The following is a 24,637-nucleotide window of genomic DNA, read 5'->3' as shown; positions in this document are numbered from 1 at the left end:
GGAGCGGGTGATGAGAATCGAACTCACGACATCAGCTTGGAAGGCTGAGGTTTTACCATTAAACTACACCCGCATATGATATATACAAATTATGGCGCGCCCGGCAGGAGTCGAACCCACAACCTTCTGATCCGTAGTCAGACGCTCTATCCAATTGAGCTACGGGCGCGTATGAATGTATTGCAACTTGGTGCGGCCGAGAGGACTTGAACCTCCACGGGGTTGCCCCCACTAGGCCCTCAACCTAGCGCGTCTGCCATTCCGCCACGACCGCGTTCAATGAAGACACTATTAATTATACACCAATAAATACATTTGTCAAATAAAACTGGTGAGCCATGAAGGACTTGAACCTTCGACCCTCTGATTAAAAGTCAGATGCTCTACCACTGAGCTAATGGCTCTTTAAAAATGGCTGGGGTACCAGGATTCGAACCTGGGCATGACGGAATCAAAATCCGTTGCCTTACCGCTTGGCTATACCCCAATGGCGGTCCCGACCGGAATCGAACCGGCGATCTCCTGCGTGACAGGCAGGCATGTTAACCGCTACACCACGGGACCAACATCATTTTTCGTTTCTTCTTTTATATAAGTGGTGACCCGTACGGGATTCGAACCCGTGTTACCGCCGTGAAAGGGCGGTGTCTTAACCACTTGACCAACGGGCCATGGCTCCGAAGGTAGGACTCGAACCTACGACCGATCGGTTAACAGCCGATTGCTCTACCACTGAGCTACTTCGGAATATTTGCGACTCATCTTGTCGACTTTTATTATTATAGAGAGAGTTATAAAGAAAGTCAACACTTTAAATAAACTTTTTTTATTTTTTTATTTAAAAGTCTTTAAATCCTTATTTCTCAAGGGGTTGTAAGCTATCAATTAAACAACAGCTATTATAGAATGTACACTTTTATAAAAAAACATACAATCATTTATTTAACTTTTTTCAAATTCAATTGTGGGTATTAGACTTTTCAACCGTCATTAAGTGACCTCGACATTTTCCACACCGATATTTGTTTACATCCATTCTTCTTTTTCTTTCATACCGTTGTTTACATTGAACACATTCATAAATATAAAGCTTTGTACTACGTCCCTTCTTATTTTCTTCTATAGTAGAACAAAAACGGGGTGCCCCTACCTTTTTTAACAATGTTCTAAAATCTGTGTCGCGGTGTTTATAACCCATTCCTCTTATATGAAGATGATAATGACATAGTTCATGAAGAATAATTCCCCTTAACTCTTCCATCCCAAATTTTTCGTACGATTTTTTATTAAATTCTATATTATGACTTCTTAATAAGTAACGACCACCAGTTGTACGCAGCCTACTATTGAAATATGCTTTATGTAAAAAAGGTTGATTAAAATATTCCATTGATAATTTTTCTACTAATAATTGTAGTTGCTGATCCGTCATCGTTATCCCCCCGTGTACAAATGTACCATATCCATTCAAATCGCTGCAAAATATGAAAAAACTCTGATTAATAAACAAACTATTAATCAGAGTTATTGTATTATTGGTTTATTTGGTTTTCAGGTGGAATCATCGTTAAAGATATACGACCCTTTTCAACTTCGACTTTATCAACCCAAACCGTGACGATATCTCCTAATGAAATAACTTCTAAAGGATGCTTTATACGACGCTTTTGAAGTTTTGAAATATGAACTAAACCATCTTGTTTTACACCGATATCAACAAATGCTCCAAAATCAACTACATTTCGTACAGTCCCTTGTAGTTCCATTCCTACTTTTAAATCTTCCATTTTTAGTACGTCCGTTTTCAGTAACGGTTGTGGGAAGGCATCCCGTGGATCTCGAGTAGGTTTCATTAAAGTATCTACAATATCTTTTACCGTTACTTCCCCAACACAAAGCTCACTACTTAATGTTGTTAAATCAATATTACCAAGAGCTTCCTCACACTGTTTAGTACCGACATCCTTTTTCGCTAACCCTACAATTGCTAAAATATCCTCCGCTAACTTATAACTTTCCGGGTGAATACCAGTTGCATCAAGAGGGTTTTTTGCTTCTGGAATACGTAAGAAACCGATAGCTTGTTCATAAGTTTTTGCACCTAAACGAGGAATTTTCTTTAATTGGGTACGTGATGTGAATTTGCCACTTTCACTTCTTACATTGACAATATTTTCTGCAACGGTCTTTGATAAACCAGATACATATTGTAAAAGAGAAGCAGATGCCGTATTTACATCGACCCCTACTTGGTTAACTGCCGTTTCTACAATAAACGTTAAAGATTCTGCAAGTTTCTTTTGAGAAACATCATGTTGATATTGCCCAACCCCAACAGCTTTTGGTTCGATTTTTACAAGTTCGGATAAAGGATCTTGCAATCTGCGTGCAATGGAAACGGCACTTCTTTGTTCAACTTGTAAGTCCGGAAACTCATTTCTCGCAACTTCTGATGCAGAATAGACGGACGCCCCTGCCTCGTTAACAATAACGTATGCAACTTCCCTTTCAACTTCCTTTAATACATCGGCTATGAATTGCTCTGTTTCCCGAGAAGCTGTCCCATTTCCAATGGCAATGATAGAAATTGGATACTTTTCTAAAATATCCTTAACTACTGATTTAGACTTTTCTACATCCGGCTTAGGTGGGTGTGGATAAATGGCAGTTACTTCCAACATTTTTCCTGTTTCATCAACTACCGCTAATTTACAACCAGTTCGATAAGCCGGGTCTACACCTAAAACCATTTTACCGCGCATCGGTGGTTGTAATAAAAGACTTTTCAGGTTTTCAGAAAAAATATGAATCGCTTGCGCTTCTGCCTTTTCTGTTAAATCATTTCGTAATTCCCGTTCAATAGATGGCTGAATTAATCGTTTATATCCATCTTCAATGGCCTCTTTTACATGAGGAATAGATGGGGATGAGGAATTTACAGGCAACCATTCCTTTTCCATTAATTGAATAACTCGATCCAACGGTACTTGAATCGTTACTTTTAAAATGTCTGCTTTTTCTCCGCGATTAATTGCTAATGTTCTATGGGGCACAATATGTTTTACTGGTTCTTCATACTCATAATACATTTCAAATACTTTCTTTTCGTCTTTATCCGCATCTTTAACAGAAGTAACGATTCGTCCCTCTCTCCAAGAAAGTTTTCGTAATTGATCCCGTATAGCTGCATCATCAGCAAAACGTTCAGCTAAAATATCTTTCGCTCCTATAATGGCCTCTTCTGCTGAAGTAACACCTTTTTCCTCATTAAGAAATGATAAGGCTAAAATTTCAACGTTTTCTTTTGAAAATTTCATCAGTTCATCTGCTAAAGGTTCCAATCCTTTTTCTTTAGCAATCGTTGCTTTCGTACGACGTTTTTGTTTATATGGTCTATATAAATCTTCCACCCGTTGTAGAACGGTCGCTACCTGAATCGACGCTTGTAGTTCTTCAGTTAATTTTCCTTGTTCATCGATTAAACGGATTACTTCTTCTTTTCTTTGTTCTAATTGTTGTATGTAATGATATCGATCTTCAATCGATTTAATTTGAACTTCATCTAGTGAACCCGTCGCCTCTTTACGATAGCGGGCAATAAATGGCACGGTATTACCATCTTCTAATAATTTTATAACTGCTTCTGCTTGGTGGGGCTTCACATTTGTTTCAGTTGCGATTATTTGTAACATTTTCTTTTCTTCCATCATTTCACAGCCTTTCTAGTTTACATAAGATAATATTAACATTTACTTACTACTTACTTCTATTGTTCATCATTACATTCCATTTTAAATAAAAAAGTCTACTCTTTAACAAACTATTTGAAAGAGTAGACTTGCCTTATTTTTCTACTAATTTTACCGATTTTAAAAATACTAACTACCATTTCCAACTGTAATAGCTTCCTGTAATTTTTTAATCGCCTTCCGCTGTATTCGTGAAACATGCATTTGGGAAATCCCTAACATCTCACCGGTTTCTTTTTGACTCAGTTCTTCAAAATAAGTTAACTTTAATATTTCCTTTTCTCGATTATCCAAAACTTCCATAGCTTCTCCAACTACAATTCGTTGATTTGCTCTTTCAAAACCTTCGTCCTCTTTACCAATTATATCTTGTAGGGTCACTGCGCTCCCATCAGAATCCGCCTCTATTGAATAATCCATAGAAAGTGCTTGGTAACTACTACTCATCTCCATCGCTTCTAAGATGTCTTCTTCTTCGACCTCTAGATATGTAGCAATTTCTTCAATAGAGGGAGACTTTTGCAATTTTGATGTTAAATGCTCTACTGCTACTTTTATTTTTGGCCCTAATTCCTTAATACGCCGAGGAACATGGACATCCCAAGTTTTGTCCCGTAAATAGCGTTTAATCTCACCAACAATAGTTGGAACAGCAAATGCCTCAAAACTTCTACCAAAGGATCTATCGAAACGTTGTATTGCTCCCAATAGGCCAAGCATACCTACTTGAACAATATCTTCATAATTCGGTTTACCATAAGCATATTTTTTTGCTATAGATTCTACAAAGTTTTTATAATGAATCACTAAATTATTTAAAGAAGCGTTATCTTTTGAAAGCTGATATTGCTCAATCCACCTTAAAATTTTATCGTTGGATGTTTGATAATGTGGTGATTGTTTCGTCATCATCTTTCACCTGCTCTCTCGTGACATATTTTGTCATGAAAACAGTGACTCCACCTTCGTTATTATTTACTCTCACCTCATCCATTAAAGTTTCCATTAAATAAAGGCCTAGTCCACCTTCACGTAATAATTCGACATTTTCATCTTCTTGGTAAGGTCCTATTTGGGATTTAATTTCTTCAAAATTAAAACTGTTTCCGTAATCAGATACCATCACTTCTATTTTATGATCATATAATGCATTACCTATAACAATTTCGCCATCGTCATAAGAGTCATAAGCATGTTGAACTACATTTGTAACAGCTTCGCTAACAGCTATTTTCAAGTCTTCTATTTGGTCATAGGAAAAGCCTACACGAGAAGCTAAACCAGATACCGTTAACCGAATCACACCAACGTATTGTGGCTTTGCAGGAACTCTGATTTCAATGTAGTCAAATGCTCGCATGGCTTATCCCACCTTCTTCAATATCCATCAATTCACTAAGCCCTGTAATTTCGAATAATCTTGTTAGTCGTGACGATAAGTTTACTAGTTTTAAGTTTGCATTTTCCTTTGTTGCTCGTTTGTAAAATGCGACAAATACACCAAGCCCTGTACTATCTATATAACTTACCTTTGATAAATCTAATTCAACTGATATTTCGGTAGAAAGGTGAATTTTTTCTAGTTCTTCTCTAAGAGTTGGTGCAGTGAAAGTATCGATTTCTCCTTCAATAAAACCTATAAGTAGATTCCCTTCTTTCCGAAATTGTATATTCACATCCATTGAGGACACCTCCAGTTTCCCTTATTTTTCTTTTCCCTATTAAAAAGCTTTTAAACTTATTTTTTTAATTCATTTTTTAATAATGACAATCGTAAAATCATCTTCTAGTTCGTAATTATGTAAAACTTGTAGCTTTTTATAAATGTTTTCACACATCTCCTGGGCATTTAAATGTCTGCAGGATAAAGCTAGTTCCTTTATATATTGTCTGGGATCAAAATTTTCTTGCTTTCGAAAATCCGTTACTCCATCAGTCATTAGAATGATAAAATCATTTTCATTTAATTTAATATCATGCTGAGAATATTTTACTTCAGGTAAAATTCCTAATAGCAGCTCCTTAGATTCTAAATCGTAATACACTTTCTCTCTTGAATCATAATAAAGAGGCGGTTCATGCCCTGCTGAACTCCATGTAAAAATATCCGTTTCTAAGTCGTATCGGCTATAACACATCGATACAAACATACTGTCATCTACACTTTTTTCAATTAATTGGTTTAACGCTTCAAGAACATAGGATGGATTACTATTTGCATATTCCAATGTATCCAAACCATATTTGACCATCGACATACAAAGGGCCGCAGGAACTCCTTTTCCTACTACATCCGTAACAGCGATACTTAAGTATCTTTTATGGTCATGCATAAAATGCACATAATCCCCATTCATTTTGCGAAGGGGGACAGAAACCATTCCTATATCTAAGTTTTCTGGATTTGGAATCGTCGTTTCCAACAACGTATTTTGGATTCTCGCTGCGACTTCCATTTCGATCCGTAATTCTTCTTGTTTCATTAATAAACTTTGATGTTCCTTTAGTTTCAAACCGAAGTGGACCATTACTTCTATTAAAAAGTCATAGGCATGGATAGTCGACTCCGGGAGATCTTCAATGATTTCTTCCAACGCCTGCTTATGTATACTAATAACCTCTTCTGGACTTACATTTTTTTGAATAAGTCGTTTAATAAAATTTTGACCAGTATATAAATTGCTTTCATTTTGATTGTGAATATAATTTGATAATATTATTTTGTAATCTCTCTTTAGCTGTTCCAATCAATCCACATCCTATCTTAGCCATTTTTCAACTTTAATAGTTGTCCCCTTCCCTACTTCAGATAAAATATGCATGGTGTCTACTAACCTTTTAACAGAAGACAAGCCTCCACCGTAAGAATCACCATCTTCTAGAATCTTTTGTACATCTAATATTCCAGGCCCATGATCTATTGAAGTAATTGAAACCCCTTTCTTATCATCCTTAACTATTCTTTCTATAATAATTTTCCCTACAGGGGCGTATTGAAATATATTTTTAGCTAACTCACCTATTGCGGTAGTTATTCTCGCTTGATCTACTTTATTAAAACCAATTATTTTCGCTTCTTTACGACCTAATTTACGTGCAGTTACAATATCTACCTCTGTTACTATTTCCACCGTTACCTTTTCTGTCATTACTGCACCCCATCTTAGTAGATTTTAGTAATTTTTGTTATAAACCTAATATATATTATCGAGTTACTCAACTTCAAATTTAAATCTATAATTAGCTTAAAATTCCGATAATTCAAGGTAGGAAAGTCTTAATTGCTAAAAATTAATCCGGGTTAAATTTCATAGTCGAACAATTTTCTGCATTATTTAACATTGTCCCCCTTTTTCTAAAAGTCCGGGAAAATATTGAATTTCTAAAAAAAATGACCTAAAAGTAACAATTACTTTTAGGTCATTTCCTTTTTATGTATTAAAATTTCATTAATCCTAGACTTATTTCCAATGCAACATCCACTTTATCCATAAGTTCTTCATCTAGCTGTGTAATCCGATCCGTTAGCCTAGACTTATCTATAGTACGCAATTGTTCAAGCAAAATTACCGAATTACGCTCAAAACCATACTTTTTTGCATCAATTTCGACATGTGTCGGCAATTTTGCTTTTTGAATTTGCGCAGTAATAGCAGCGATGATTACAGTTGGACTAAATCTATTTCCAATGTCGTTCTGAAGGATTAATACTGGCCTAGTACCGCCTTGTTCAGATCCTATTACTGGAGAAAGATCTGCAAAAAACACGTCCCCTCGTTTTACAATCAAAATGTCATCCCCCGCTTACGAGACGCTCTACCATATGTTCCGCTTCATACTCTACATGTAGACATTCGCTACAAATAGACAAATTAATTTGCGACATTTCCACATAGCCTTTCATTAAAGCTTCCCGTATTTGATTTGGTTGCTTGTGCGTCGACAATCTACGAGATGATATATAAACAAAACTTTCATTATCTCGAGATTTTTGCTCAAGAGTTTGATTAAATTCCATTAACATTTCTTGAGGAAATTCTAAAACTTCCTTTAATTCTTCTACTTTTTTCGCGTACAAAACAAGCACCTCCACAAAAACCGTACCATTTCCAAATTCTTTTCTCATTCTATCACCGAATAAGGGAGTTGAAAAGATAGATATAAAAAAAATGTGGCAATCCATGTAGTTTTAACGGTTTTTGATGAAGATTTTGTCGCAATTTACTATTTTTTGTTGTAGATTCTGGGCACTCTCGAGGTAATGATACAAGGAACCTCGTAGTTTATTGTCTCAACTTTTTCTGCCCATTCATCAATTGTTATTTCTTCGTTTTGTTGTTTTCCAATTAAAGTTACTTTTTCACCTATATTATATGCAGCTGGTAATAATATCATACATTGATCCATACAAATTCGACCTATTATTGGTGCACGTGTTCCATTTACCAATACATGTTGACCACTATATTTCCGAATTAAGCCATCAGCATAACCAATTGGGATTGTCCCAATATAAGAAGGTTCAGTAGCCGTAAATGTTGCTCCATATCCAATCGATTGACCCGGTCGAATTAACTTTACTTCAACTAATTCTGTTTCTAATGAGAAAGCCGTTTGTAACGGGAACGGTAATTTCGTTTTTACATAGGCAGAAGGTGCAAGCCCGTACATTGAAATTCCAAATCGTACTGCATCGTATTGAAGTTGTTGATCTTTTATTAACATTGTTGCAGTGTTAGCAGCATGTACAATTCGCGGTTTTACAGGTAAAGAGCTAATAAACTGTTCAAACTTACTTACTTGGTGATTGAAGTAGGTTTCATCCTCTTCATCTGCCGTAGCAAAGTGGGTGAATACACCATCAACAAGTAAATTATCAGAAGAGGAAATTGCCTTATATAAGTTCATCAAGTCTTCTATTGTTGTGACACCTATTCTACCCATGCCTGTGTCGATTTTAATATGTAATTTTAATGGATTAGATAGGGTTAATGCCTTCACTTGATCTACCCAATCAGAAGAAAATACGGTTAAAGTGATGTTTTCCTTTGCAGCAAAAGGAGCAAAAGAAACAGGGGCATAACCTAAAATCAAAATATCAATATTAGGGAAATGCTTGCGGATATGAAGTGCTTCCTCAGGTGTCGCTACAGCTAGCATGGTTGCCCCTGCTTCAATTGCTGTAGCAGCCACCTCTACATCTCCATGTCCGTAAGCATTCGCCTTAACAACTGCCATAATTTGAACACCTTTTTTGAGATGTTCTTTTAAACGTAGAACGTTATGTTTAATTGCTTCTAAATTAATAATTGCTCTAGTTGGACGGAAGTGCTGTATTTTTTGCATTTTTATTTTACCCTCTTCTACGATTTTCAAACTTCAAATTTTTGTCATTTTTAATATATTATATTCTCTCCAACTATCCTGTCCACCTATTTTTTATTTTAGACCGCCTGGCGTTAAAGAACTTGCGACTGCTATCATTTCATCTTTCGTTAAGTTATTCGATGCGATAAAGAATGACATGCCATCGCGTTCCCAACTAATCGAGTTATCTGTAATTGCTCCAATCGTAAATCCTAAATCTGCCGGATCACCTGGTGCATATACAGGTAGAGTTGACGTCTCTTCATAGACAATCGGTTGTTGTACAAGGGTGAATGATTTTTCCCCATCAAAGGTTAAAATAACTCGTTCTACCCCTTCTTCAGCAACCTTTTGCTCGTCAGCCAATGTCGCCCAGTCTAAAGTTGGATAATATGTTTGGAATTCTGTATTTTCTACTTCTGCACTTGCACTAGCAGTTTCTTCCTCATCCTCAGAAAACTTTTCTACTGCGTATTCACTTTCTTTATGTTGCATACCTAGATCAATATTTTTAAATGTAATGACCATTTGTTCTTCTTGAGCTTCGTTTAATACTGAAACGGAAGTTGGAAGCATTGTTTTCTTATCTACTACAATTTTTTGAGTTGGCATAATGCTTTTATGGTTATTTCTTGTAGCTGCAGTAAAGATGTAATTTTTGTCATCTTCTTCCATTTTCACTTTTTCATCTGCTAACAGATCTTCTGCTAATGCTCCGATAAGGTAGGCTTGGCTATTTTGTTTCGGCCATTCACTTTGGAACTTGTACGTTTTTCTTAAAGAAGGTGTAACAACAAAGACACCTTCCTTATTTCGGATAATCATCTGTGTAACATCTTCACCTTGTTGAGTTACTTTTACTCGGTAAAAATCCGGCTCTGTATGCCACACATTTACATCGTAAACTCTTGGTTCAGTACCTGTTTTAATTTCCATTGAGGCATCTAGTTCATATCCTTTTACATCATTCCATTTGTCATTTAGATCCTTTAAAACATCCTCCTGTGAATTTCCACCACAAGCCGCAAGCACTAGCACACTTAACAACATGACAATAAAAGCGATTAATTTGTGTCGCAAAACTCCATCCTTTCTTCTACTTTCAGCTCCGTACGTCAAATATATGAGTGGTTGTCTAATTTTATGCTATCACTTTTGGACAACATCCCAAATTATTATTCTGTTATGTAACTATTGCATTAAGATAATTTGGGCTGCCGCATACTCTTTTGTATGGGTAATACTGACATGTCCACTCACTTTTTTTCCGTCGAAAAATAAAGTTGGTTTCCCTAATTCATCTTTTAACACTTCAATTTGACGAAACTCACATCCTTTTCCAATGCCAGTACCATTCGCTTTTGAATATGCCTCTTTGGCCGCAAACCTCCCCGCTAAAAATTCAACTTTTCTCTGGTCTGATAATTGATGAAATAGTTCCAATTCCCGTTCAGATAATATCCGCTTTTGAAATTTCTCTGAACGTTCCATTGCCTTTTTTATTCTTGGGATTTCTGCTATGTCTAGTCCAATTCCTTTTATCATATGGATATTCTCCTTTTATTATTAATAAAATACAATGTATAATGAAGTTAGAGGTGAATATATGTTTATTCGTAGAGAAAACTTTAGCCAATTTATTAAATTTTATCCTGTTGTAACTACTCTCATTGCGATAAATTTAATTGTATATATTTTAACCGTACTTCCGATTATCGGAGATTATATTTTTTATTCGGGTATGAGTGTGAATTATTTAATTGAAGATGGACAATGGTGGCGAATAATAACTTCCATCTTTATTCATGGCGGATTTATACATCTTTTATTTAATATGTTTTCGTTATTTTTATTTGGCCCAGAACTTGAGAAAATAGCTGGAAAAGCTCGCTTTATTACAATTTATTTGTTAGCTGGTATTTTCGGTAACGTTGTTACATTTGTTTTCCAAGAAGGAATGTATGCTAGTGTAGGAGCTAGCGGTGCAATCTTTGGTATTTTTGGTGCTTTTGCTGCGCTAGTTTACTATACTCGACGTACAATGCCGCAATTAAAGCAAATCATTATGCCCCTCATTATTATAAGTGTGATTATTACGTTTTTATCACCGAATGTAAATAGTGCAAGTCATTTAGGCGGGTTAATTACCGGATTTTTACTAGGTCTATCCTATTTCTCCCCTAAGAATATTATTCGTTGGAGAAAAAATTTATAGAAAAAAGGCAATCTAATTGATTGCCTTTTTTATTGTTATAACTTTTATTTTTCAAACCATTCCATTACTGCTTCCACATCTTCCAATTCTAAATTTCTCGCCCGAGCCGTAGCCCCCATCATTCCGGACATGACCGTTGCTTGAAATGTAGCAATACTGCGTCTTTTTTGAAAATAACTTTGTTTACTTTCCAAAGCTTGAATTCGTTTTTTCTCAACAACAAAGGTTACACGGCTCAACATCCGATAGACAATTGTCAATTGTTGTCCATTCATTGCATATCCTGTTGTTCGATATTGCCATAACCCAATCATAATGGCAGGGATGATGATTAAAACAGACAACAATCCATACGGGTACCAAAAGTAGGTACAAATTGCCACTAGTGGCACGAGCCATAAAAAATCAATTCGATAAAAGAACGGTTTTGCTTTTTTAGGTGGTTTGGTTAATGTCTGTTCCCATTCCAAATGGGGGAATAAATTTTGAAGTGGATGGAATAGGTCCTTTTTCGAAATAAGAGGAAACAATATAACTTTTTGATCTTTATCTCCAAATCCTCCACTTGCACTTTCAACGGCAACCGCTGCAAAACCAAACCATTGTCTTAATGGATTTTCAACTATTTTAATCGCCTGTATTCGATTTAAAGGAATCGTTACTTTTTTCTTCTCCAACAAACCTCTCGTAATGATTAATCGATCATTTTCTTCTACAACCGTAAAATCATAATAGTTAACGAATGTAATTAGAACGGATACAAGCCAAGTTAATAAAAGAGCACCTATAACGGATAATGCTATAATAACAAAACCAAATTTAATAAGGGAAGAAACTTCCTCAAACAATTTTTCATAAGGAATTAAATCTCCTAATTGGGATAACAAAGCGACTATCCCTGCAAGAACTACACCAATACTATTCGAAGTTGTCGCTAGAATAATTAAGTCTTTAGTGTTCATTTTGTGAATTACTTTTGCATTTTGTACGGCCGTCTCTTCTAAAACGGTACTTTCATTTATTTCAAGATGTTCAGTTTCTTGTTTAACCTTACGAGTTATATCTTCAATATCATTGGCAGCCTCTTTTGTAATAGCCGTTAATACGACTTCCGGTTTTCCGTTTGTACTACCGGCAGTTTCAACCATTACTTGGACAAGACCGAAAATGCGATGAAAAATTCCTTCTTTATAGTTAAAACTTTGAATACGATCAAAGGGTATATATCGTTTTTTCTTAATAAAAAGGCCGTATTCCACTCGTAATTCATCTTCTTCAAACCAATAAACAAAGGTCCACCATTTAATTACTCCAGAAAATAAATAAACAATCGAAATCAAACTAAGGATGGCTAAAGGGAATATATTTGACCAAAAGCCTTCCTCAAGCGGATTGAAGGAAAAGTTCAACCCATTGGCAACTATAAGAATGATAAATGGCAAAATTAATTCCTTCAAGCCTTTAACAAAGTTAATAATCGCAGCAACCGGATGGAGTTTATAACGTTTTTCAGACATCATCTTCAGCCACCCTTGCTAAAATAGAAATTCGCCCTCGGAGATCATCTGCTTCTTTTGTAATAAGCATCGGAATGATATGGGTTGTAGCAGCCGTTGAGATTGAAATATTCGCTAAATCATATTTCTTTAATATTGGCCCCTGTACCGTATCGACATGTTGCACCCGTACCATTGGTATCAAAGTTCTTTTGACAACGAATAATCCACTTTGAATCTCAATTTCATGTTCTCGAACTTCATAGCGCCAATGATCCCAACGGATTTTAGGGAAAAGCCAAACCGACGTGATGGCGACAATAATAACAACTGCTACAGCTATGTAATAAATAATCGGTAACCATTCAAATTTATAAGTTAAAAAACTTGCTACAGCAGCTAGAACTGCCATAAAGAGCGTATTAAAAAGACCATATAAACGCCATACGGTTAACCCTTTCTTTGGGATTTGAAACATCAATTGATTTCTCATAAAGCATCCACACCTCATCTCTCTTCCATTTTATACGGATGAACAAGAAAATTGTTTCAATATATAAAAAAAGTGCCCTAAATATTCTAGGACACTTTTACAGAAAAAATTAGTCTTCTCTACGACGTGGTGAACGACGACGTTCTCCACCTTCACGACGACCACCTTCGCGACGTCCATCTTTACGACCACCTTCACGGCGACCACCACTGCGGCCACCACGACCGTAATCACGACGACCACGGGAATCTCCACTACGGCCACCGCGACCTCCAGAAGAAGTTTTACGCATTGGTAAAGGACGTTCTTCCGTAATCGTTACTGGTGTATCATCAGGTTCTTTTGTCATATATTTAATCGCTGCTGCAACTAAATCTACTGCATCATGATCTTCTAATAGTTGATTCGCTAAAATGCGGTAATCACCTAGTTCATTTGCTTGTACAATTTCAATTAAATTTTCCATTGCCACTTGTTGTTGTCCAACTAAAGCTTCTGATTCAGTTGGTGGACGAAGAGGTGTCATACGTTTTTTCGTTGTTTCCTCAACAATACGTAAGTAACCCATTTCCCGTGGTGTTACAAAAGTTACCGCTAAACCAGATTTACCTGCACGACCTGTACGACCGATACGGTGAACGTAACTTTCTGGATCTTGTGGGATATCAAAGTTATAAACATGCGTTACACCAGAAATATCAAGTCCACGAGCAGCAACGTCTGTTGCAACTAAAATGTCAATTTTATTTTCTTTAAATTGACGTAATACAGACATACGTTTTGCTTGGCTTAAGTCACCATGAATTCCTTCTGCTAAATATCCACGGATACTTAACGCTTGTGCTAGTTCGTCAACGCGGCGTTTTGTACGTCCGAATACGATAGCAAGTTCCGGTTGGTGAACATTGATTAAACGAGTTAAAATATCGAATTTTTCGCGTTCTTGCGATTTTACGAAATATTGGTCGATGTTTTCAACTGTCATTTCTTTTGATTTAATTTTTACTTCTTCAGGGTTTTTCATGAAGTTCGTTGCAATTTTACGAATTGCAGGTGGCATTGTAGCCGAGAATAATAATGTTTGGCGTTCTTCAGGAACGTTTTCTAAAATAGCATTAATATCATCAATGAATCCCATATTTAACATTTCATCCGCTTCATCTAATACAAGCGTTTGAACACTGTCTAATTTTAATGTACGACGATTAATATGGTCGATAATACGTCCTGGAGTACCAACGATAATTTGTGGTTTATTTTTTAACGCACGAATTTGGCGTCCAATATCTTGACCACCGTAAACTGATAATAGTTTTACTCGTTTGTCATAACCGATTTTGTAAAGCTCTTCAGATACTTGGATTGCTAATTCGCGAGTAGGAGCGATGATTAATGCTTGAATTGATGGATTTTTTGGGTCAATTCGTTCAATTAGTGGAATACCAAAAGCTGCAGTTTTACCAGTTCCTGTTTGCGCTTGACCGATAATATCTCGGCCTTCCATTGCAAACCTAACTGTTCCTTCTTGGATTGGTGTGGCTTCTTCAAATCCCATACGTTTTAATGAACGTAATGTCGATTCGCTAATATTTAATTCTGAAAAATTTGTCAAACTCTTCAATCTCCTTTTTTCCTTTAAGTTGACAAATGGTTACATTTTCAGATGAAATGTCGGCAAACTAAGGGCCTAAGTTTGGAACGTTTCCGATACTTAATAATTCTCTGCTTGCGTTCAGAGAGCGATTTTATATGAAAAGGAAAGCCCGGTCTTTGCCGAGCGGTTCAATTCTATACTTTTTAGTTCTTTCATTATCAATAGAATAAAACCGTTAAATTCAAAAAAAAGCACTCTTCATCAGAAATTTGTGAAGAGCCTTCGCACAAAATGTATCCATTGCTTCATTTAGTCTATCATGGCTCATCACTGCAATGCAACGATATTGTTCTAGTTGTAATATTCGTAATTTATACTTTTCCTTGTAAAAAATTGATGACTTTAGGAAACCATAAGTCACAATCATCACTATAACAAATGTGATGCTTCCCTTTTGGTGAGAAATAAATTTGTTTTTCCTTTGAAGGAAGTTGATCATATAACAGTTGTGCTGTTGCATAAGGAACTATACCATCTAATCGACCTTGAGCGATAAAGGTAGGTACATCAATTCTATGCATGTATAACTTTACTTCACGAACAATTTTCATAAATTGAAAAGTTGCACTAACAGGTACATTTTTTATTTTGTTCTTATATCGATTAAATAATTCGTTATCTTTTAATTGCCCATACATTGCCTCTCTTGCCATTAATCGTATATCCTTCAACAGCTGACTATGGGCAACATATTTTGCAGCCGCACTTAATAAAACAAGCTTTTTCACTTTATATCTCGTTGCTAAATAAAGGGCAATCATACCGCCCATGGAAAACCCAACAATATAAATTTCATCTACTTTCTTCGCTAGTTGGCGATAGGCAATTTCAGCATCCATTAGCCAATGCTCCGCTTTGTAACCTTTCAATGAGAGACTGTTACCATGTCCCATAAAAGTTGGCTTTTCGATTATCCAATTCGTATTGTTTTCTATATATTTTGCAAGGGGCTCAATTTCGTATGGTCCACCTGAAAAACCATGTAACATTAGAACACCGATTTTCATTCATGGTCCCTCCACATAACTCTACATACATTGACAATACTAAAAAAGATGTCACTAAACCAATAAATGGCTTAATAAACATCTTTTTTAATGTGACTAAAAGGATTTTAAAATCGTCTCTAATTTCATACCACGGGAACCTTTTAATAAAATTAACGATTGATCATCAGCATATTGATTGATATACTGGACAATTTTTTCATAATCATCGTTTGTATACAATAAGTTTGCTTCTGCAAACTTGCCTTTCAGTTGTTCATAAAGCCATTTCATACGTGAGCCAAATAAACAAACTCTAGAAATTTTTGATTCATCAATAACCGATGCGATCTGCTCATGGAACTGCTTTTCATTTTCTCCTAATTCCAGCATATCCCCTAGAACAAGCCATTTATCTTCCCTTATGGAAGTCGTTTGAACGAACTGGATAGCTGCTGTCATAGAAGTTGGTGCAGCATTGTAAGCATCATTAATAAATATTATTCCCTTTTCAGTTGGAACTAATTGCATTCGCATATCTGTCAAAGTAACTTGTGCTAATCCTTGACGAATTTGTTCTTCATGTAGCCCAATCGCTTTTCCTACAAGCATCGCATTTAATGTATTTTTCACTTGATGCTTACCTAGTACTGGAATGAAAAACTCACCGTTTAATTCGCCACGAACTGTAAAACGACTGCCCTTTTCTGTAGTTTCAATGGAAGTGGCAACTAAATCGTTTGAACTTTGGAAGCCAAAGGATTTTGACTGTAGATGAGTCTCTTTATTTACTAAATGTTGCAGCAAAGGCTCATCCCCATCATAAAATAAAATGCCCTCACGATCTAATCCTTGGATAATTTCAAACTTTGCTTGCGCAATTCCTTCACGGGAACCTAAGTCTTGCATATGGGCTTCCCCAATATTCGTAATAATAGCGAAATGAGGTTTTGCCATCTTCGTTAAAAATTCAATTTCGCCAAAACCGCTCATTCCCATTTCTAAAACAGCGATTTCAGTATCTTCATCCAAGTTTAATAAGGTAATTGGTAATCCTAATTGATTATTGAAATTACCAATCGTTTTTTGAACTTTATAAAAAGGTGTTAACATACTTGCTAAAATATCTTTAGAGGAAGTTTTTCCATTTGATCCTGTGACACCGATAAATTTCCCTCTATGTTGGTTTCGATATGCCCGCGCCATTTGTTGTAATGCAAGTTCTGCATCATCCACAAATAAAATTGGTTTATCTTTTGGAGGATTTGGTTCGTCCTTTAACCATAGGGATGCAGCTGCACCCTTTTCAAAGGCTTGCTCGACAAACTTATGTCCATTTACCGATTCACCACGAAAGGGAATAAATAAATCCCCTTGTGAAATGGTGCGTGTGTCGATTGAAACCCCTGTCACTACTGTTTCAACAAAATCTACAGAATCAATTGATAACCAATCAGCAATTTCTTTTATCGTTCTTTTCATCGTTTATCACTCTAATCTCGATTGTATTGTAATTGTTGTTTTTCTGTATAACGTTCAAGTCCTAGCTCAATTAACGTATCGATTAATTGAGGGTAAGGTACACCGGTATGTTGCCATAAAAGCGGATACATACTAACAGGTGTAAAACCAGGCATTGTATTAACTTCATTAATGTATACTTCATCATTTTCTGTAACGAAGAAATCGGCACGTACTAGTCCTGAACAATCTAAAATTTTAAATGCATCAACTGCCATTTTTCTCATCGACACTTCTACAGTTGAAGGTATTTTGGCAGGAATGATTAACTCAGTTGAATCGTCCTTATATTTAGAGTCATAATCATAAAACTCTGTTACCGGTTTTATTTCACCTGGAACTGATACTTTCGGGTCATTATGGCCTAACACACCCATTTCCACTTCTCGGGCCTCAATACCTTGTTCCACAATTACTTTACGGTCATACAGAAGCGCAAATTCAATTGCTTTTACTAATTGTTCTCCATTTGAAGCTTTACTTATCCCTACGCTTGAACCTAAATTAGCAGGTTTAACGAACATAGGCCATGTTAACTCATTTTCACATTTTTCTATGATCGCCTTTTGATTGTCATCCCACTCTTTTCGGATGAAATAAACATATGGTACTTGTTTTAAACCAGCTACACTAAATAATTGCTTCATGACTACTTTATCCATACCAGCAGCAGAAGCTAAAACACCATTGCCTACATAAGGGAAATTTAATACTTCTAATAAACCTTGAACCGTTCCGTCTTCCCCATTTGTTCCATGCAATAATGGAAAGATTACATCAAAATCGGCTTTTGCATTTTTATCTAAAATAAATTCTGTAATATCATTGGGCGAATTTACTTCCCTTTTAAATTGTAATTGTTCGATTGATTCAACCGGTTGTGTTAATTGAGGTCCTCTAAGCCATTGTCCATCCAAGGTAATAAAAATCGGATGTACTTCATATTTTCCATAATCTATAGCTTTTGAAACTGCTGTCGCTGTTAATAAAGACACTTCATGCTCAGCAGATTTTCCTCCATATAATAAACCAACGCGCTTTTTCATTTTTTGACCTCCAAATATTGAGTAGTTCTAGTTTACCATGAAATCTTATGAACAAAATAAACAACTTCATTTTATCAATTTTATATTACAGCTCTTTCACAAATAAGTTAAAAAAACTCCCTGTCAAAAAAGGTGCTATGACAGAAAGTTTAAGTGATTTTAATTAGTTCATCGTAGTTTTGTTTTAATATTACGTGCAAATCATCCCACACTTCATCTGGATAATCATAGTCAGAAAGAGTACGAATTTCAATACCGTAGCTGTTATTTGGTTTTTCCATCTTATAAAGGGATAGCAAAGCTCCCTCTTTCACAAAAGGACGATAAGCCTTTAAAACGACGGGATCTAAAGCTGGAATGGCATCTTTTGATTTTCTACGCCAGAAACTTCCATTCACTTCTTTTTCCTTAATTAACTGATTAAATAAATTGGAAACGATAAATTCTGAGTCATTTAAATAACGGAAATAAACTTTCGTTAATTTATCGTTTTCAGATGAATAATACACGTAGCGATTTTGCAATTTCGAAAAGAATGCCGAGTGAATCGGTTCTTTTTTATGACTTATATATAGCAGTTCAGCTTGTTCAGTCGGTGTAAGTTGATTTAGCCCCTTTTCATTCGCAAAGTCAACCCAACATAAATCTATATCACTATCAGCCGATTTTTTTACAAAATCATGTAAATCTTCTAATGGTACAAAATCAAATTGTGTATTCATGTTGAATGAGCTGTCTTCGTAAGAATGTTTTAATAATAATAAATTCGGAATTGGATCGACCGCGTTTACAAACTGCTTTAATGATAAACCACTGTATATTACAAAATGATCGACATCATTCATATGTATAAATAAATGGTGAATAAAGTCTTCAGCAGTCTTTTGTTTTTTTGCCATACGATCACTCTCCCAATAATTCGCTCAATAGCTATTATATGATGTAATCTTTAAATTTGAAACATTTTCATCCCTTTTTCGTCACAACTTTAGATATAATAGGAAGTCCCCTTTTAATCATTTATATGGTAAAGTAAAATAGGCAAATGTTAAAAGGGCTTTATGAATAATCTTAAGATTAATTAGGTGGAAAAAATGGAAAATAATCGAAATTTTGCAGGCCGATTCGATTGGAAGCTTGCTTTTATACTTTTTGGCTTTCTAATTATTAGTTTGTTAGCCATTTCATCTGCTCAAACTACAGGTCAATATGGGGCGACAAACTTCGTAATTAAACAGCTACAATGGTATGTCATTGGAGCATTTATTGTAGCGTTCGTTATGTACTTTGAACCAGATCAATATAAAAAAATGTCTTGGTACTTATATGGATTTGGTATATTTCTTTTGCTCATACTTGTCTTCTTACCCGAAGGCCCTGGTCAATTAGGAGAAAGAATTAACGGAGCAAAGAGTTGGTATCACTTACCAATCGGTAATATTCAACCATCTGAATTTATGAAGACTTTTTATATACTGGCAATGGCGAAGTTAATTAGCCATCACAATGAAAAGTATTCAATGAAAACGATTAAAACGGATTTCATACTTTTAGGAAAAATTGCTATTACTTTATTTATTCCGTTAGCTTTTATTATGACTCAACCTGACTTAGGTTCTGCCCTTGTATTTTTAGCAATAACAGCAGCGTTAATTATTGTTGCAGGGATTTCGTGGAAAATCATACTACCAGTTTTTGTTGCTGGCGTTTCCGTCGGTGGAGCTTTGCTATGGATGGCTCTATATATGCAAGACTTTCTCGAGGATAAATTCGGATTACAACCATATCAATTTGCACGTATTTATTCTTGGTTAGACCCTTATTCTTATTCATCGGATTCTGGTTATCATCTCATCACTTCATTAAATGCTATTGGTTCAGGCGAAATTTTCGGTAAAGGATATATGGACAGGGAAGTTTATGTTGCGGAAAGCCATACCGATTTCATTTTCACCGTCATCGGTGAAGAATGGGGATTCCTTGGCGCAAGTTTTGTTATTTGTTTATATTTCTTATTAATTTATCATTTAACGAAAACAACGTTAACGTTAAAAGACCCTTTCTGCACTTATGTTTGTGCAGGAATTATTGCTATGATTACTTTCCACGTATTCGAAAATATCGGTATGACCATTCAACTTTTACCAATTACAGGTATTCCACTGCCATTCTTAAGTTATGGAGGTAGTTCGTTAATGGGGAACGCCCTCGCCATTGGTTTAGTATTTAGTATGAAATTTCATTACCGAACATACATGTTTGCAGCCAATGATGATGATTAAAAGTTTATAAAACAAAAATTCCCGACTTAAAAAAGTCGGGAATTTTTGTTTTATACTAGATTTAATAATTTTTATACTTGTGGAGATTGAGTTGGTGGTGTTAATACTTTAAGTAATTCAAGACGCGACTTTGTAACTGTTGCAGTAACACCTAATTTAGATAAATTCGATACGATTTTTTTTAAGTCTACTTCCTTTGTCATACTTTTTCCACCTAACCTTCCAATTATATTATCATTAACGTTCTAAACTGTAAAAAAGTTTCAACTACTAAAAGGTTTAACGTCATTATTTAAGTCCATCATAACATGTTTCCTACAAAATATATTTTTCAATTTTGTTACAGCTTGTAAATTGTCAACTGAATTACCTTTAAATTTATATTCCATTTTTGAAACATTTTATTCGTTCGTTAATGTTAATTTAACCAAAAATTCCTTATTTTAAACCAATATGCTAACAAAACTTTTAGTAGATTCTTTAAATAAAAAAATTTTCCTGCATATTTCATAAAAATGGTGCGTATATTACTATGCGCATTGTTTTCTTAATATTATTTTAAAACGTATGTTTAATTTAAGAAAAGATGTGAAAAATGCTTTTATATTTATAATTCAAGTACGATAAATTTTGGGGGATTAAAGTGGCAACTCGAACTTTTATTGAATTACCGCACCAATTAGAATGTTTTCGAGATAAAATTGAATCCTCCGTAAAAAATGCCACAATTATTACTCCTAAACATTCCAATCCTTCATTTACAACAAGTAAATTGGCAGGATACCCCTATATGCCAAAGTCATACCTCCATCCTAAAGATTCTGATGGAGATTATATGTTGTTATTAGCCCAAATTAATTTTTCAGAAATGCCCCCTCAATTTCCATTTCCAAATTTCGGATTGCTGCAAATTTTTATTTCTAAAAAATTTTGTTATTGGACTGAAAAGAAAGTTGAACTTCTTTTTCAACAAGATTTTAAAGTACGTTACTTTCCTTCACTTCTTTCGGATTCGAACTTAGTAAAAGATTTCACCTATTTAGAATTAATAGAGCACTTTCCAATTCAACAAGAAATGGGGTTATCCTATAAACAAATAGTTGAACCCGTATCTGCAACAGATTATCGACGGGAACATTATTTCCAATTATCTGATCCTTTTAACATTGATGACCCTACTTTAGAAGATATTTATTTGAAACAATTTTTAGCTGCCGATCATAAAATAGGAGGTTATCCATATTTTATTGAATCGGATACAAGAAGAGGATCACCGTTACTAGAAAAGTTTAATACTGTATTACTTCAAGTTGTTTCAAATGATGAACACGGAATTATGATTGGAGACACAGGAGTATTCAAGTTTTTTATTAACGATAAAAAGTTACAAAATTCCGACTTTTCTTCCATCTATTTTGTAATGGAGCAATATTAACAATATTTCATTTGTTACAATTCGATAGATAATTAAGTTATAATTACTGTGACTAAATATAAAGTAGGTGCAGTCATATGAGTATTTTTTTTAATACCATAACTGTTATTCCGATTATTCTTATTTTAAATATTATCTTGGCAATCACAGTTATCTTTTTAGAACGAAGAGACCCGACTTCTACTTGGGCATGGATTCTTGTACTATTTTTCCTTCCTTTAGTTGGGTTTATTTTGTATTTATCTCTTGGAAGACAAATGCGCAAAAAACATTTATTTCGATGGGAAGGACAAAAAGATATTGGAATCGATAAGTTAATCACCTATCAAATAGAGGCTTTGGAAGAAAACACATTAGACTTTCATACCGAGGAAGTCGGTAAACATAAAAGTTTAATTCATATGAATTTAAAAACGAGCGATTCGGTTTTAACGCAAGATAATCATATTGAAATTTTTGATGACGGTGAAAAAAAGTTTGAAGCATTAATTGAAGATATATTAAATGCGAAAGACCATATCCATATTCAATACTACATTTTTAAACTGGACCATTTAGGAAGCCGAATTATTACTGCGCTAAAAAAGAAAGCTCAACAAGGTATAAAAGTACGTATTCTTTATGATGAAATGGGCTCTCGTGGGGTTAAGAAACGACATTTTAAAGAGCTAATAGAATTAGGAGGAGAAATAGAAGTATTTTTCCCTTCCATCCTTCCTCTTATTAATCCTAGATTAAATTTTCGTAATCACCGAAAAATCGTGATTATTGATGGGCGTGTCGGATATATAGGCGGTTTTAATGTAGGGGATGAATATTTAGGATTAAATAAAAAGTTTGGCTACTGGCGTGATACCCATTTAAGAATTGAAGGGAGTTCAGTCCATCCATTACAAACTCGTTTTTTACTTGATTGGAACCAAGCGAGTAATAACAACATTGTCTATTCTGAAAGGTACTTTCCTGCCATTCCGAAAAAAGGCGATGTTGCAATGCAAATTGTATCCAGCGGACCAGATACAGAATGGCCAGCTATTAAAAATGGCTATTTAAAATTGTTAATGAGTGCAAAACGGTACATTTATATACAAACTCCTTATTTCATACCTGATAATAGTTTCCTAAATGCAATTGAAATTGCCGCATTATCTGGAATTGATGTTAGAATTATGATTCCAAACAAACCTGATCATATGTTTGTTTACTGGGCGACTTATTCTTATGTAGGGAAATTATTAAGAGCTGGAGCAAAAGTCTTCATTTATGAGAAAGGGTTCATCCATGCCAAAATGATTGTCATCGATGATGAAGTTTCAACTGTTGGTACGGCGAATATTGATGTACGTAGCTTTAGTTTGAATTTTGAAGTGAATGCCTTTATTTATAATCGTCCTATTTCTCATGAAATAGCAGAGATTTTCGAAAAAGATATATTGGATTGCACAGAACTAACATTAGAAAAATATGAAAATCGGTCTAATTTTATTAAATTTAAAGAATCCATTTCTCGATTACTTTCACCTATACTTTAAAAGGATGACGCATAAGCGTCATCCTTTTCTATTGAATGCCTAAATATTCTTCTAAAGTTAAATTGGATTCTTTCACTTTTGTTGCTAGTTCCACACCTAAATAACGAAAATGCCACGATTCATACATATAACCCGTAATTGCTTCTTTTCCCTCTGGATAACGTAATATAAATCCATATTTATGGGCGTTTTCCACTAACCATTTACCCGCTTCCGATTCACCAAATTCCGCTGTTAACCATAAATCTTCTTTCCCTTTTTCACCAATATCAAAGGCTAAACCAGTTTGATGCTCAGAATAACCAGGTCTTGCGCTGTAACGGTCTGCATTTTCTTTTCCGTCACGACTAACATAATTATTGTACAAAACTTCTTGGTATTCATATGAACGGTACGTACTAAAAGCATTTAGTTCAAAACCGGCAGTTTTTGCATCGGCCGCCATTTTTTCAAAAGCTGCACGTGCCTCTTGATTTTCACCAGGCGCAAAATCAGCTGGTAACGGGTATTTTTTATTGGCGATTAATACCCCATCAACATACGTAGGCTCCGTTGGTAAAGTTTGACCTTCTATATAGCCACCATTCTCTAAAGGTTGCTCTTGTTGTTTTGCAGGTTCTTCTGTTACTTCAGTTTGTTTTGGTGGTTCAATTTCTTCTTGAACCGGTTGTTCGGGTTGCTCGGTTTTTTCTTTCGCTATATCCGTAGTGTTTGGTTTCGTTTCTATTAATTGCGGGTATTGTTTTACTAAGATTATTGCACCAACTATTACAATAAGGACAATGGCGCTACTAACACCTATCCATATATATTTCTTTTTATCGTTTTTCTTTTTGTTTACATAAATTGAACGTTTCATTT

At 35.0% G+C, this 24,637-nt stretch carries 25 protein-coding genes and 8 tRNA genes; 4 read left to right on the top strand and 29 right to left on the bottom strand.

All coding sequences use genetic code 11. The features are described 5' to 3' along the window. Window positions 1–2: 2 nt before the first annotated feature. From ACH0B5_RS07155 to acpS, 20 genes are all read right to left on the bottom strand, one after another. Window positions 3–73, bottom strand: a tRNA-Gly gene (locus ACH0B5_RS07155). 19 nt (window positions 74–92) lie between these two features. Next, window positions 93–169: transfer RNA gene (locus tag ACH0B5_RS07150), tRNA-Arg, on the bottom strand. Between the two features lie 19 nt (window positions 170–188). Next, a tRNA-Leu gene (locus ACH0B5_RS07145) sits at window positions 189–274 on the bottom strand. A 55-nt stretch (window positions 275–329) separates the two neighbouring features. Then, window positions 330–404: transfer RNA gene (locus tag ACH0B5_RS07140), tRNA-Lys, on the bottom strand. An 8-nt stretch (window positions 405–412) separates the two neighbouring features. Beyond that, window positions 413–487 (bottom strand) — tRNA-Gln (locus tag ACH0B5_RS07135). 1 nt (window position 488) lies between these two features. Further along, window positions 489–564: transfer RNA gene (locus tag ACH0B5_RS07130), tRNA-Asp, on the bottom strand. Between the two features lie 32 nt (window positions 565–596). Further along, window positions 597–671 (bottom strand) — tRNA-Glu (locus ACH0B5_RS07125). 1 nt (window position 672) lies between these two features. Continuing rightward, window positions 673–747: transfer RNA gene (locus ACH0B5_RS07120), tRNA-Asn, on the bottom strand. A gap of 211 nt (window positions 748–958) precedes the next feature. Further along, on the bottom strand, window positions 959–1,432 hold the full coding sequence (locus ACH0B5_RS07115; protein ID WP_122972936.1) for a SprT family protein: 474 nt from the start codon (window positions 1,430–1,432) through the stop codon (window positions 959–961). A 100-nt stretch (window positions 1,433–1,532) separates the two neighbouring features. Beyond that, window positions 1,533–3,707, bottom strand: a complete 2,175-nt coding sequence (locus tag ACH0B5_RS07110; RefSeq protein WP_122972935.1) for a Tex family protein — start codon at window positions 3,705–3,707, stop codon at window positions 1,533–1,535. A gap of 171 nt (window positions 3,708–3,878) precedes the next feature. Then, window positions 3,879–4,658, bottom strand: a complete 780-nt coding sequence (gene sigB / locus ACH0B5_RS07105; protein ID WP_122972934.1) for an RNA polymerase sigma factor SigB — start codon at window positions 4,656–4,658, stop codon at window positions 3,879–3,881. Then, on the bottom strand, window positions 4,618–5,109 hold the full coding sequence (gene rsbW, locus ACH0B5_RS07100; protein ID WP_122972933.1) for an anti-sigma B factor RsbW: 492 nt from the start codon (window positions 5,107–5,109) through the stop codon (window positions 4,618–4,620). The genes sigB and rsbW overlap by 41 nt, the downstream gene beginning before the upstream one ends. After that, the gene (locus ACH0B5_RS07095) at window positions 5,096–5,431 is read right to left on the bottom strand and encodes an STAS domain-containing protein (protein WP_122972932.1); all 336 of its coding nucleotides are present in this window, start codon (window positions 5,429–5,431) and stop codon (window positions 5,096–5,098) included. The genes rsbW and ACH0B5_RS07095 overlap by 14 nt, the downstream gene beginning before the upstream one ends. 69 nt (window positions 5,432–5,500) lie before the next feature. Then, window positions 5,501–6,496: a PP2C family protein-serine/threonine phosphatase gene (locus ACH0B5_RS07090; protein WP_122972931.1), complete on the bottom strand. Its 996-nt coding sequence runs from the start codon at window positions 6,494–6,496 to the stop codon at window positions 5,501–5,503. A gap of 12 nt (window positions 6,497–6,508) precedes the next feature. Then, entirely contained in the window at window positions 6,509–6,898 is a 390-nt protein-coding gene (locus ACH0B5_RS07085) for an ATP-binding protein (RefSeq protein WP_122972930.1), read from the bottom strand. 289 nt (window positions 6,899–7,187) lie between these two features. After that, window positions 7,188–7,538 (bottom strand): type II toxin-antitoxin system PemK/MazF family toxin, encoded by a 351-nt coding sequence (locus tag ACH0B5_RS07080; RefSeq protein WP_122972929.1) that lies wholly within the window; start codon window positions 7,536–7,538, stop codon window positions 7,188–7,190. Window positions 7,539–7,542: 4 nt separating this feature from the next. After that, on the bottom strand, window positions 7,543–7,773 hold the full coding sequence (locus ACH0B5_RS07075) for a transcriptional regulator (protein WP_241559360.1): 231 nt from the start codon (window positions 7,771–7,773) through the stop codon (window positions 7,543–7,545). Window positions 7,774–7,973: 200 nt separating this feature from the next. Beyond that, window positions 7,974–9,095 carry an alanine racemase gene (alr, locus tag ACH0B5_RS07070; protein ID WP_406927625.1) on the bottom strand — a complete coding sequence of 374 codons (1,122 nt, stop codon included), beginning with the start codon at window positions 9,093–9,095 and terminating at the stop codon, window positions 7,974–7,976. A 93-nt stretch (window positions 9,096–9,188) separates the two neighbouring features. Beyond that, the gene (locus ACH0B5_RS07065; RefSeq protein ID WP_406927628.1) at window positions 9,189–10,166 is read right to left on the bottom strand and encodes a LolA family protein; all 978 of its coding nucleotides are present in this window, start codon (window positions 10,164–10,166) and stop codon (window positions 9,189–9,191) included. A gap of 141 nt (window positions 10,167–10,307) precedes the next feature. Beyond that, window positions 10,308–10,661: a holo-ACP synthase gene (gene acpS, locus ACH0B5_RS07060; RefSeq protein WP_122972925.1), complete on the bottom strand. Its 354-nt coding sequence runs from the start codon at window positions 10,659–10,661 to the stop codon at window positions 10,308–10,310. A 61-nt stretch (window positions 10,662–10,722) separates the two neighbouring features. Between acpS and ACH0B5_RS07055 the strand changes: the two genes are divergently transcribed. Beyond that, window positions 10,723–11,331 carry a rhomboid family intramembrane serine protease gene (locus ACH0B5_RS07055; protein ID WP_122972924.1) on the top strand — a complete coding sequence of 203 codons (609 nt, stop codon included), beginning with the start codon at window positions 10,723–10,725 and terminating at the stop codon, window positions 11,329–11,331. Between the two features lie 44 nt (window positions 11,332–11,375). On the opposite strand, the gene ACH0B5_RS07050 is transcribed toward ACH0B5_RS07055, so the two are convergent. From ACH0B5_RS07050 to ACH0B5_RS07020, 7 genes are all read right to left on the bottom strand, one after another. Continuing rightward, window positions 11,376–12,848: a PH domain-containing protein gene (locus tag ACH0B5_RS07050; protein WP_122972923.1), complete on the bottom strand. Its 1,473-nt coding sequence runs from the start codon at window positions 12,846–12,848 to the stop codon at window positions 11,376–11,378. Next, complete coding sequence (locus ACH0B5_RS07045) at window positions 12,841–13,320, bottom strand: PH domain-containing protein (RefSeq protein WP_122972922.1); 480 nt, start codon at window positions 13,318–13,320, stop codon at window positions 12,841–12,843. The genes ACH0B5_RS07050 and ACH0B5_RS07045 overlap by 8 nt, the downstream gene beginning before the upstream one ends. 109 nt (window positions 13,321–13,429) lie before the next feature. After that, window positions 13,430–14,932, bottom strand: a complete 1,503-nt coding sequence (gene cshA / locus ACH0B5_RS07040; protein WP_122972921.1) for a degradosome RNA helicase CshA — start codon at window positions 14,930–14,932, stop codon at window positions 13,430–13,432. Between the two features lie 353 nt (window positions 14,933–15,285). Further along, window positions 15,286–15,981, bottom strand: a complete 696-nt coding sequence (locus tag ACH0B5_RS07035) for an alpha/beta hydrolase (RefSeq protein ID WP_406927624.1) — start codon at window positions 15,979–15,981, stop codon at window positions 15,286–15,288. A 96-nt stretch (window positions 15,982–16,077) separates the two neighbouring features. Then, window positions 16,078–17,442: a UDP-N-acetylmuramoyl-tripeptide--D-alanyl-D-alanine ligase gene (locus ACH0B5_RS07030; protein ID WP_122972919.1), complete on the bottom strand. Its 1,365-nt coding sequence runs from the start codon at window positions 17,440–17,442 to the stop codon at window positions 16,078–16,080. Window positions 17,443–17,453: 11 nt separating this feature from the next. Further along, the gene (locus ACH0B5_RS07025; protein WP_122972918.1) at window positions 17,454–18,527 is read right to left on the bottom strand and encodes a D-alanine--D-alanine ligase; all 1,074 of its coding nucleotides are present in this window, start codon (window positions 18,525–18,527) and stop codon (window positions 17,454–17,456) included. 149 nt (window positions 18,528–18,676) lie between these two features. Next, entirely contained in the window at window positions 18,677–19,426 is a 750-nt protein-coding gene (locus tag ACH0B5_RS07020) for a hypothetical protein (protein WP_122972917.1), read from the bottom strand. 195 nt (window positions 19,427–19,621) lie between these two features. Here ACH0B5_RS07020 and ACH0B5_RS07015 point away from each other — a divergent pair, with 195 nt between their 5' ends. Then, window positions 19,622–20,809: an FtsW/RodA/SpoVE family cell cycle protein gene (locus ACH0B5_RS07015; protein WP_341362787.1), complete on the top strand. Its 1,188-nt coding sequence runs from the start codon at window positions 19,622–19,624 to the stop codon at window positions 20,807–20,809. A gap of 71 nt (window positions 20,810–20,880) precedes the next feature. Here the strand turns inward: ACH0B5_RS07015 and ACH0B5_RS07010 are convergent, their stop codons facing one another. After that, entirely contained in the window at window positions 20,881–21,012 is a 132-nt protein-coding gene (locus ACH0B5_RS07010) for an Lmo0850 family protein (protein ID WP_263604146.1), read from the bottom strand. A gap of 440 nt (window positions 21,013–21,452) precedes the next feature. Between ACH0B5_RS07010 and ACH0B5_RS07005 the strand changes: the two genes are divergently transcribed. After that, window positions 21,453–22,244, top strand: coding sequence for a YwqG family protein (locus tag ACH0B5_RS07005; protein ID WP_122972915.1), 792 nt, complete (start codon window positions 21,453–21,455; stop codon window positions 22,242–22,244). Window positions 22,245–22,321: 77 nt separating this feature from the next. After that, entirely contained in the window at window positions 22,322–23,776 is a 1,455-nt protein-coding gene (cls, locus tag ACH0B5_RS07000) for a cardiolipin synthase (RefSeq protein ID WP_122972914.1), read from the top strand. Window positions 23,777–23,804: 28 nt separating this feature from the next. Here the strand turns inward: cls and ACH0B5_RS06995 are convergent, their stop codons facing one another. Beyond that, complete coding sequence (locus tag ACH0B5_RS06995) at window positions 23,805–24,635, bottom strand: M15 family metallopeptidase (protein WP_406927623.1); 831 nt, start codon at window positions 24,633–24,635, stop codon at window positions 23,805–23,807. Between the last annotated feature and the right edge of the window lie 2 nt (window positions 24,636–24,637).

The organism is Ureibacillus sp. 179-F W5.1 NHS, from assembly GCF_045369345.1.
GTDB lineage: Bacteria > Bacillota > Bacilli > Bacillales_A > Planococcaceae > Ureibacillus > Ureibacillus halotolerans.
This window is presented reverse-complemented; position numbering and strand designations above follow the sequence as displayed.